The 10,983-nt window shown below is 49.8% G+C and carries 9 protein-coding genes and 1 rRNA gene; 8 read left to right on the plus strand and 2 right to left on the minus strand.

Annotated elements, in window-relative coordinates; translation table 11 throughout:
* Positions 1-72: 72 nt before the first annotated feature.
* On the plus strand, positions 73-237 hold the full coding sequence (locus AC07NP_RS20025) for a DUF2556 family protein (RefSeq protein WP_203359792.1): 165 nt from the start codon (positions 73-75) through the stop codon (positions 235-237).
* A 53-nt stretch (positions 238-290) separates the two neighbouring features.
* Here the strand turns inward: AC07NP_RS20025 and envR are convergent, their stop codons facing one another.
* Positions 291-953 carry an acrEF/envCD operon transcriptional regulator gene (gene envR / locus AC07NP_RS20030; protein ID WP_494661520.1) on the minus strand — a complete coding sequence of 221 codons (663 nt, stop codon included), beginning with the start codon at positions 951-953 and terminating at the stop codon, positions 291-293.
* Positions 954-1,359: 406 nt separating this feature from the next.
* Here envR and AC07NP_RS20035 point away from each other — a divergent pair, with 406 nt between their 5' ends.
* The 7 genes from AC07NP_RS20035 (at position 1,360) to AC07NP_RS20065 (ending at position 10,743) form a co-directional block, all read left to right on the plus strand.
* Positions 1,360-2,517: an efflux RND transporter periplasmic adaptor subunit gene (locus tag AC07NP_RS20035; protein ID WP_494661521.1), complete on the plus strand. Its 1,158-nt coding sequence runs from the start codon at positions 1,360-1,362 to the stop codon at positions 2,515-2,517.
* A gap of 11 nt (positions 2,518-2,528) precedes the next feature.
* Positions 2,529-5,642 (plus strand): efflux RND transporter permease subunit, encoded by a 3,114-nt coding sequence (locus tag AC07NP_RS20040; RefSeq protein WP_494661522.1) that lies wholly within the window; start codon positions 2,529-2,531, stop codon positions 5,640-5,642.
* Positions 5,643-5,912: 270 nt separating this feature from the next.
* Entirely contained in the window at positions 5,913-6,134 is a 222-nt protein-coding gene (locus tag AC07NP_RS20045) for a lipoprotein (protein WP_203359788.1), read from the plus strand.
* Positions 6,135-6,585: 451 nt separating this feature from the next.
* On the plus strand, positions 6,586-7,611 hold the full coding sequence (locus tag AC07NP_RS20050; RefSeq protein ID WP_494661523.1) for an amino acid ABC transporter substrate-binding protein: 1,026 nt from the start codon (positions 6,586-6,588) through the stop codon (positions 7,609-7,611).
* A 71-nt stretch (positions 7,612-7,682) separates the two neighbouring features.
* Positions 7,683-8,864 (plus strand): amino acid ABC transporter permease, encoded by a 1,182-nt coding sequence (locus AC07NP_RS20055; RefSeq protein WP_494661524.1) that lies wholly within the window; start codon positions 7,683-7,685, stop codon positions 8,862-8,864.
* Between the two features lie 9 nt (positions 8,865-8,873).
* Positions 8,874-9,977 (plus strand): amino acid ABC transporter permease, encoded by a 1,104-nt coding sequence (locus AC07NP_RS20060; RefSeq protein WP_494661526.1) that lies wholly within the window; start codon positions 8,874-8,876, stop codon positions 9,975-9,977.
* A 7-nt stretch (positions 9,978-9,984) separates the two neighbouring features.
* The gene (locus AC07NP_RS20065; protein WP_203359785.1) at positions 9,985-10,743 is read left to right on the plus strand and encodes an amino acid ABC transporter ATP-binding protein; all 759 of its coding nucleotides are present in this window, start codon (positions 9,985-9,987) and stop codon (positions 10,741-10,743) included.
* A 161-nt stretch (positions 10,744-10,904) separates the two neighbouring features.
* Here the strand turns inward: AC07NP_RS20065 and rrf are convergent.
* Positions 10,905-10,983 (minus strand): 5S ribosomal RNA (gene rrf / locus AC07NP_RS20070); the annotation flags it as partial.

A 10,983-nucleotide genomic window follows, 5' to 3' on the forward strand; every position in this document is an offset into this window, starting at 1 on the left:
AGTCTGCTTTTCCACTATCAAAATTCCTGTATATTCCCTGCACGTTTGGGCATGAATACACGGAGTTTGGCAATGATTCGCAAATATTGGTGGCTGGTTGTTTTTGCTGTTTCTGTTTTCCTGTTTGATGCACTACTCATGCAATGGATCGAACTGATGACCACAGAATATGACAAGTGCCGTAATATGAACTCCGTCAATCCTCTCAAACTGGTCAATTGTACCGACCTCCAGTAAGGCCAGGGCATCCGACTCACTCATGTTCAATGAAGAGCATCATCAAAAGGCGATTATGCCTCCTCAACGCGGTTGTCGCTCTGCATCAATTGCATCACGCAACCCTCCGGGCTTAGCATTCTCAGAACATTATCGACTAACACAGGAGCCTGGTTGTAGAGATCATAACTTGCCGGACTCATTAACCAGTTTTTTACTATTCCGCTAAAACTGCCGTGCAGAATAATTAATATGACGTCTAAATCGAGGCTGATTGAAATCAAACTTTTCGCCATGCATTGTTGAAGTAGCTCACGCATTGTCTGATGGCTGAAGCCAATTTTATCTCGAATTTCCTGTTCTGATGTCATGCCGTTAAGGAATTCACATTTATGATATAAAATTTGCAATAACGCCTGCTGCCTTGGGTTTTCTGCAATATATTGTAAACCAGCAACTAATTTCTCACGCAGGTTCTTTAAAGGATTATCCCTTGGGTAAGATGTCAATCTGTCCTGAATAAGATCACGCAGTGCGGGTTGTTGCAACCACAACTCATTAAAAAGCTGATTTTTATTTTCAAAATGCCAATAGATAGCCCCACGGGTGACGTTCGCCGCATCCGCGATATCGTTTAAGGTGGTATTGCCTACACCGCGCAAGGCAAACTGCGTTATTGCCGTTTCAATCAAGTGTTGCCGGGTCTTGAGGGCATCAGCTTTCGTTTTTTTAACCATGATTCAGCGTGTCTGGGACAGAGTAAGTGGCGATAAAGAGATGACTAAGACAATCTCATATTATCTTTAATAGTGAAGGAATGTATCACTTACTTTTAATTAAGCACTAAATATTCAAAAAAAACAATAAATGAGGCACATGTAAAAACGTTAAATATTCATAACATAAATATAAATTTCAAGATGTGTTAATAAACATCAAAGCTTTACCTCCACAACCCTTTAGAGAATACGAAATATTAATCTTTTTTGTGTTTCTGTGCCGTTGGTCGCGCAACGAAATAAGTATTGCTTACATCGCAAGCTAATAATTTGTAGGATAGCCAACTGCTATTTTATTTGCACACGTTAACGCCTTACCGTTACCCGGTAAATAACGAGCTTTTGTTTTTTTTAAGGAACAGTAATGACGAAATATGCCAGGTTTTCACTCCTGCCCTCATTCATCATAATCTCTGCTGCGTTACTTGCCGGTTGTAACGACCAAGGGGAGATACAGGTGAATCCCGCAGAACCACAAGTCTCCGTTCATGTGGTCGAATCCGCACCTCTCGCTGTTACTACTGAGCTGCCTGGACGCACGGCCTCATTTCGAATTGCAGAGGTACGCCCTCAGGTGAGCGGCATTGTACTTAAAAGGAATTTTACTGAAGGCAGCAATGTTGAAGCTGGCCAGTCGCTTTACCAGATCGATCCCGCGACGTATCAGGCCGATTACAACAGCGCCCAAGGTGAACTGGCAAAAAGTGAAGCTGCGGCCACTATCGCGCATTTAACCGTGAAACGTTATGTTCCGTTAGTAGGAACAAAATACATCAGCCAGCAAGAGTACGATCAGGCCGTTGCTGATGCTCGTCAGGCCGATGCAGCGGTGGTTGCTGCAAAAGCAGCGGTTGAGAGTGCGCACATCAACCTTGCTTACACCAAAGTGACATCGCCAATTAGCGGACGTATTGGTAAATCCAGCGTAACCGAAGGCGCTCTGGTGACCAATGGTCAGTCCACCGCGCTGGCGACCGTACAGCAGCTTGATCCTATTTATGTGGATGTGACGCAATCCAGCAACGACTTTATGCGCCTCAGACAGTCGGTTGAACAAGGAAGCCTGCATAAAGACAATACCCGCAGCGATGTTGAGCTTGTCATGGAGAATGGCCAGGCATATCCGCTGAAAGGCACCCTGCAATTCTCTGATGTGACGGTTGACGAAAGCACCGGTTCAATAACGCTCAGGGCCGTTTTTCCTAACCCTCAGCACACCCTGCTTCCCGGCATGTTTGTTCGCGCGCGTATTGATGAAGGGATCCAGCCCAATGCCATCCTCGTTCCGCAGCAAGGCGTCACTCGCACGCCTCGCGGCGATGCCACAGTGATGATAGTCAACAAACAAAACCAGGCAGAAATCCGCACGGTTATCGCCACGCAGGCGATTGGCGATAAATGGCTCGTCAGTGAAGGCTTGCAACCCGGTGACAAGGTTATTGTTAGCGGATTGCAGAAAGTTCGTCAGGGTATCCATGTCAAGGCAACCACCGACGCCCCGACAGCCGATTCGGCGCAATAAGGTAACAGGACATGGCTAATTTTTTTATTAATCGCCCTATCTTTGCCTGGGTACTGGCCATCATTCTGATGATGGCTGGTGCTCTGGCGATAATACAGCTACCCGTTGCGCAGTACCCCACTATTGCCCCTCCTGCGGTTGCTGTTTCCGCGACTTACCCAGGCGCGGATGCGCAAACCGTGCAGGACACGGTGACTCAGGTTATCGAACAAAATATGAATGGCATCGATAACCTGATGTATATGTCTTCCACCAGCGACTCTGCCGGAAGCGTGACGATCACGCTGACATTCCAGTCCGGCACCGACCCTGATATTGCGCAAGTTCAGGTGCAGAATAAACTGCAATTGGCGATGCCTCTCCTGCCTCAGGAAGTACAACAGCAGGGCATCAGCGTCGAAAAATCCAGCAGCAGCTTTCTTCTTGTGGCGGGATTCGTTTCCGACAACAAGAGTCTGACGCAGGATGACATTTCCGACTATGTCGCGTCTAACGTCAAGGATGCCATCAGCCGTACATCAGGCGTGGGCGACGTGCAACTGTTTGGCGCGCAGTATGCCATGCGTATTTGGCTCGACAGCAACGCGCTGAATAAGTATCAACTCACGCCGCTGGACGTCATCAATCAGCTAAAAACACAGAATAACCAGATTGCTGCTGGCCAGTTAGGAGGAACCCCCTCCATTGCGGATCAACAGTTGAACGCCTCGATCATTGCTCAGACGCGGCTGAAAACACCGGAGGAGTTTGGTCACATCACGCTGAAAGTGAACCAGGATGGTTCGATGGTCCACCTCAAAGATGTGGCCCGTATTGAACTCGGCGGCGAAAACTACAATATGGTGACCAAAATTAATGGCCAGGCGGCGACAGGCCTGGGTATTAAGCTGGCAACCGGCGCCAATGCGCTGAATACGGCTGCGGCGATCAAATCAAAACTCGCCGAATTACAGCCTTTTTTCCCGCAAGGTTTAAAGGTCGTTTACCCATATGACACCACCCCCTTTGTAAAAATCTCGATTCACGAAGTGGTGAAGACACTGTTTGAAGCCATTATCCTTGTCTTCCTGGTCATGTATCTGTTTTTACAAAACCTGCGCGCCACGTTAATTCCAACCATCGCTGTGCCGGTCGTTCTGTTGGGTACATTCGCCGTGCTGGCAGCCTTCGGATTTTCGATCAATACCCTGACGATGTTCGGGATGGTTCTCGCCATCGGCTTGCTGGTTGATGACGCCATCGTGGTGGTAGAAAACGTCGAACGCGTGATGGTGGAAGATAAACTACCGCCGAAAGAGGCAACGCAGAAATCCATGGAACAGATACAGGGGGCGCTGGTCGGCATTGCGATGGTGCTCTCTGCGGTGTTTGTCCCGATGGCTTTCTTCGGTGGATCGACCGGCGCAATTTATCGCCAGTTCTCGTTGACCATCGTGTCAGCGATGGCGCTTTCCGTGCTTGTTGCGCTCATTCTGACCCCAGCTCTTTGCGCCACGCTGCTGAAACCGGCATCTGGCGAACATCATGAAAAGAAAGGCGGCGTCTTCGGCTGGTTTAACGCGCTATTTGATAAGAGCGTTGATCACTACAGCGGCAGCGTGAGCGGTATTCTACGCAAGACCGGACGTTATCTGTTGGTGTATGTCCTTATTGTCGGTGGGATGGCCATCCTGTTCCTGCGACTGCCAACCTCCTTCCTCCCGGAGGAAGATCAGGGCGTTTTCATGACGATGGTGCAGCTTCCGGCAGGCGCGACGCAGGATCGAACACAAAAAGTTCTCGATCAAATTCAGAATTATTATCTGAATGAGGAAAAAGCCAACGTTGAGTCCGTCTTCACCGTCAATGGGTTCAGTTTCAGCGGCCAGGGGCAAAACTCCGGTATCGTCTTTATTAGTCTTAAACCATGGGAAGAGCGCTCTGGAGAAGAAAATGGCGTAGGTGCGATCGTGGCGCGTGCGACTAAAGCCTTCAGCCAGATCAAAGACGGGCTTGTATTTCCGTTTAACCTCCCGGCCATTCTCGAATTAGGTACAGCAACGGGTTTTGACTTTGAGTTGATCGACCAGGCTAACCTCGGCCATACGGAACTCACCAATGCGCGAAATCAGCTGTTGGGCATGGTGAAAGAACATCCGGATTTACTGGTACGTGTGCGCCCTAACGGCCTGGAGGATACCCCACAATTTAAGCTGGAAATCGATCAGGAAAAAGCGCAAGCGCTGGGTGTGAGTCTGTCCGATATCAACCAGACGATCTCTACCGCTCTCGGTGGCACCTACGTGAATGACTTTATCGATCATGGCCGGGTGAAAAAAGTCTATGTACAGGCGGATGCGCCATTCCGCATGCTACCCAGCGACATTAACAATTTCTATGTGCGCAGCGCAAATGGCGAAATGGTGCCGTTCTCAACTTTCAGCTCAGCGCACTGGGTATATGGTTCGCCGCGACTGGAACGCTATAATGGTATGCCGTCAATGGAACTGCTGGGTGAAGCAGCGCCTGGCAGAAGTACGGGCGAGGCTATGGTGCTGATGGAAAGTCTGGCAGCCAAACTCCCTGGCGGGATTGGCCACGACTGGACGGGCATGTCATTCCAGGAACGTCTCTCTGGCAACCAGGCACCCGCACTGTATGCGATCTCGTTAATCGTGGTCTTCCTCTGTCTTGCCGCACTGTATGAAAGCTGGTCCATTCCATTCTCGGTCATGTTGGTGGTCCCACTCGGTGTGGTCGGCGCGCTTCTGGCGGCATCGCTTCGCGGAATGAACAATGATGTGTACTTCCAGGTTGGTCTGCTAACGACGATCGGGCTTTCAGCCAAAAACGCCATTTTGATTGTCGAGTTTGCCAAGGATCTGATGGAAAAAGAGGGACGCGGATTGATTGAAGCAACGCTCGAAGCATCGCGTATGCGCCTGCGTCCTATCCTGATGACATCCCTCGCCTTTATTCTGGGGGTTATGCCACTGGTTATCAGCCATGGTGCAGGCAGCGGTGCACAAAATGCGGTAGGCACAGGCGTGATGGGGGGGATGCTTACGGCGACATTGCTGGCTATCTTCTTCGTGCCCGTGTTCTTTGTCGTGGTTAAACGCCGCTTCAATCGACATCCCGATTAATTTGTAAAATAAAGACGCCTCCGGGCGTCTTTCTACAAAATAACCACCTCCTTATTTATTAAATAGATAGTCATTTATTTTTCTCTATTTCATCCCGATAACGCTCTCCCAACCAGTTTGTTTCTCCATTATTTTTACAATTCACACGAATTGAGATTATTCCCCATGCCAGCCGCTTTTTAAGTGGTGGTAAAATAACCACGAGTTCGCAGATGGCCTGGCATTTGTCTTTGCTGTATTTCGCGAAACGTTTATTTTTGAGGTAACACCATGAAAAGATTAATTTCAGTTGCATTGCTCACCGCATTGCTGGCGGGCTGTGCACATGATTCCCCTTGCGTACCCGTGTATGATGATCAGGGCCGTCTGGTACATACCAATACCTGTATGAAGGGGACCACTCAGGATAACTGGGAAACTGCAGGGGCTATCGCCGTCGGGACTGCTGCCGTAGCCGGCATGACGATGGGGATCATCGCCCTGTCCAAATAAATGTTAAAAGCGCGGCATTGCCGCGCTTTTAACGTCAAAGAAAGAATCTTCATATAAGACAAAATGTTGGCCTCGTTTTTAATCCCTGATTTTTAATTATTCGTTTTACTTACAGAGTGCGGCGATAAATTTAACAACCAAACTTTTCGCAACTATCCTCATTTTATCTACATCCTTACCCTGTCAATTTTCACCCCCGAAATTATTATTCAACACATCACCTGAAATTTAAATATTTTGCTCCAAAATGTGGCTTACGTTTCAATTTCGCACCATTTCAGGGCGCTGCATTTATTTTTTCCTGTCTACACTCAGACATATTGCGTTAGAGATTCAAACGCAAAACCTGGCACCACCTTTGCTTAAAAGAGTATGGCCAGAGCCACAGACAGGTAAAAGGCGTTTCCAGAACGTCTCTCTATAACGATAATTTCGCCACACAGGATGCATTATGAAAAAGATGATGATAGCCAGCTTTGCTGCAGCCGGCGTGCTGCTTGCGGTTGCAAATCAGGCACATGCCGGAGCCACTCTGGATGCAGTGAAGAAAAAAGGTTTCGTACAATGTGGTATCAGTGACGGCCTGCCTGGTTTTTCTTACGCTGACGCGAGCGGTAAATTTTCGGGCATTGATGTTGATGTTTGCCGTGGTGTCGCCGCTGCAGTATTTGGCGATGATACAAAAGTAAAATACACCCCGCTCACGGCAAAAGAACGTTTTACTGCATTGCAGTCTGGCGAAGTTGATATGTTATCCCGCAATACCACCTGGACCTCCTCCCGCGATACCGGCATGGGCATGTCTTTCACCGGCGTGACTTACTACGATGGCATCGGTTTTCTTACGCATAATAAAGCTGGCCTGAAGAGCGCCAAAGAGCTGGACGGTGCGACCGTTTGTATCCAGGCGGGAACCGATACCGAACTTAACGTGGCCGATTACTTCAAGGCCAATAACATGAAATACACACCGGTGACTTTCGACCGTTCTGACGAGTCAGCCAAAGCGCTGGAATCAGGCCGTTGCGATACATTAGCTTCCGATCAGTCTCAACTGTATGCCCTGCGGATCAAACTCAGCAATCCGGCTGAATGGGTAGTGTTGCCGGAAGTCATTTCAAAAGAACCGCTGGGGCCTGTCGTGCGCCGTGGCGACGATGAGTGGTTCTCTGTCGTCCGCTGGACGCTCTTTGCCATGCTGAACGCTGAGGAAATGGGCGTGAACTCGAAGAACGTCGATGAAAAAGCCGCTAACCCGGCAACACCTGATATGGCGCACCTGCTGGGTAAAGAAGGGGATTACGGCAAGGATCTTAAGCTCGATAACAAGTGGGCTTATAACGTTATTAAGCAAGTGGGGAACTACGCGGAGATCTTTGAACGTAACGTGGGATCGGAAAGCCCCCTGAAGATCAAACGCGGTCAGAATAATCTCTGGAACAACGGCGGTATTCAGTATGCCCCTCCCGTGCGCTAATCCGATGTGATGTAACGGGCGCCGCGACCAGGCGGCGCTCAGCCAAGAGTCATGGTTTCCGAGGTTTTCTTATGTTCCATCGCCGCTCCCCCGTAAAAGGAACGTTATCCTTTTCTAACCCTGCGGTACGCGCCTGGTTATTTCAAATACTCGCCGTCATCGTGGTTGTCAGCGTTGCTATCTATTTAATACATAACACCATTAATAATTTGAGCAACCGGGGCATTACCTCAGGGTTTGCCTTTCTCGATCGCAGTGCCGGATTCGGTATCGTCCAGCATCTGATCGATTACGAACAGGGTGATACCTATGGCCGCGTTTTTATTGTCGGATTGCTCAATACGCTCTTAGTTTCTGCATTATGCATTGTATTCGCGTCATTTCTCGGTTTCTTTCTGGGGCTTGCTCGCCTGTCGGATAACTGGCTATTACGCAAACTCTCCACCTTCTACGTCGAAACCTTCCGCAATATCCCGCCCCTGTTGCAGATCTTCTTTTGGTATTTTGCCGTACTGCGCAATCTTCCGGGACCGCGTCAGGCCGTCAGCGCACTGGATCTGGTCTTTCTGAGCAACCGGGGGCTCTATATCCCAGCCCCATTGATTGGAGAAGGGCTGTTCGCGTTTTGCCTTGCGCTCCTGTTTGCCGCAGCATTGTCCGTTGGGCTATTTCGCTTCAACAAAATGCACCAGATAAAAACAGGTCGGCTACGCAGAACCTGGCCGACGGCAATGGCATTGTTAGTCCTGTTCCCCATGATGGCACACTGGATTTTTGGCGCTGCGCTGCACTGGAACGTACCGGAATTGCGCGGGTTTAACTTCCGGGGGGGGATGGCTCTCATTCCCGAGTTGGCGGCACTGACTCTGGCGTTATCTGTGTATACCTCCGCATTTATTGCAGAAATCATTCGGGCCGGTATTCAGGCGGTTCCTTATGGTCAACATGAGGCTGCACGTTCACTGGGTCTGCCAAATACGGTGACGCTACGCCAGGTCATTATTCCTCAGGCGCTGCGCGTAATCATTCCACCACTCACCAGCCAGTATCTGAACATTGTCAAAAACTCTTCGCTTGCCGCCGCCATTGGCTACCCGGATATGGTGTCGCTGTTTGCCGGGACGGTGCTCAACCAGACGGGGCAAGCCATTGAGACTATCGCCATTACCATGTCTGTGTACCTCATTATCAGTCTGTCTATTTCACTGCTGATGAACATTTATAACCGCCGCATCGCACTGATAGAGCGCTAAGGAATCATGATGACAAAAGCTCTGCTGTCTCATCCCCCGCGCCCAGCCAGTAACGGCGCAGACCGCGCAGTGTTGTGGGCCCGTAAGAATTTATTTTCCAGTTGGTCCAATAGTCTGCTGACGATTTTCTGCCTATGGCTCATGTGGGAGCTCATTCCCCCTCTACTGAATTGGGCATTCTTGCAGGCTAACTGGGTAGGTTCCACCCGGAGTGATTGCACAAAAGCAGGCGCCTGTTGGGTGTTTATCCATGAGCGCTTCGGCCAGTTTATGTATGGGCTCTATCCACATGAGCAGCGTTGGCGTATCAATATTGCATTACTCACAGGCCTGCTCTCCATTGCTCCCATGTTCTGGAGGTCGATACCGCATCGCGGGCGCTATATTGCGGTTTGGGCCATTATCTACCCTATCGTTGTTTGGTGGCTCATGTATGGCGGTGTTTTGGGGCTTGATCGGGTAGAAACGCGGCAGTGGGGTGGGTTAACCCTGACCCTGATTATTGCCTCGGTGGGTATCGCGGGGGCGCTGCCATTAGGGATTTTGCTGGCGCTAAGCCGCCGTTCTCATATGCCAGTCGTTCGCGTACTGTCCGTCATTTTTATTGAATTCTGGCGCGGCGTACCTTTGATTACCGTACTGTTTATGTCCTCAGTCATGCTACCGCTCTTCATGGCGGAAGGTACCAGCATCGACAAACTTATCCGGGCACTGGTAGGCGTAATTCTGTTCCAGTCCGCCTATGTCGCAGAAGTGGTGCGCGGTGGACTACAGGCGTTACCAAAAGGCCAGTATGAAGCCGCAGAGTCTCTGGCACTGGGTTACTGGAAAACCCAGGGGCTCGTCATTCTTCCGCAAGCGTTGAAGATGGTGATCCCAGGGCTTGTGAACACCATCATTGCCCTGTTTAAAGATACCAGCCTGGTGATCATCATCGGCCTGTTTGATCTGTTTAGCAGCGTACAGCAGGCTACCGTCGATCCCGCCTGGCTGGGCATGTCGACCGAAGGGTATGTTTTTGCTGCCCTCATTTACTGGGTTTTCTGTTTCAGCATGTCTCGCTATAGCCAGCATCTGGAGAAGCGTTTTAACACCGGGCGTACACCGCACTGAGGAATCTATGAGCCAATTATTAATCCAACCTGCCGACGCGATGATTACGCTGGAAAACGTCAACAAATGGTTCGGGCAATTCCATGTCCTGAAAAATATCAATTTGAACGTGAGACAAGGCGAGCGAATTGTACTTTGCGGACCATCCGGCTCCGGTAAGTCAACCACTATCCGCTGTATTAACCATCTGGAGGAGCATCAGCAAGGACGTATCATCGTCGATGGAATTGAACTCAATGACGACATCCGCAATATCGAGCGTGTCAGGCAGGAAGTTGGGATGGTGTTCCAGCACTTCAATTTGTTTCCTCACCTGACGGTTTTGCAAAATTGCACACTTGCGCCGATTTGGGTTCATAAAATGCCAAAGAAAGAGGCTGAAGCGCTGGCGATGCATTATCTGGAGCGAGTACGGATCGCTGAACATGCGCAGAAATTCCCTGGACAAATATCGGGTGGCCAACAACAACGCGTGGCGATTGCGCGCTCACTGTGCATGAAACCGAAAATTATGCTTTTTGACGAACCCACCTCAGCTCTGGATCCTGAAATGGTGAAAGAGGTACTGGATACCATGATTGGTCTGGCGCAGTCCGGGATGACGATGCTGTGTGTGACGCATGAAATGGGGTTTGCCAGAACGGTAGCTGACCGGGTGATCTTTATGGATCGTGGTGAAATTGTTGAACAGGCGCCCCCGGAGGAGTTTTTCTCTCAGCCAAAATCAGAGCGCACCCGCGCGTTTTTATCACAGGTGCTACATTAATTTTGCATGATTTATTGTCGCAACACCCTTGGCCGGATAAGGCGTTTACGCCACCATCCGGCAAAATTCGTGCACCTGTCCCGCCTTATGCCACTGTGCTTATCAGGCTAATAAACGCAAAAAACCCCGGACCTTGCGGACCGGGGTTCTTCTTATTTGATGTCTGGCAGTTCCCTACTCTCGCATGGGGAGACCCCACACTACCATCGGCGCTACGGCGTTTCACTTCTGAGTTCGGCA

The organism is Citrobacter sp. GW821-FHT07H02 (assembly GCF_059418505.1).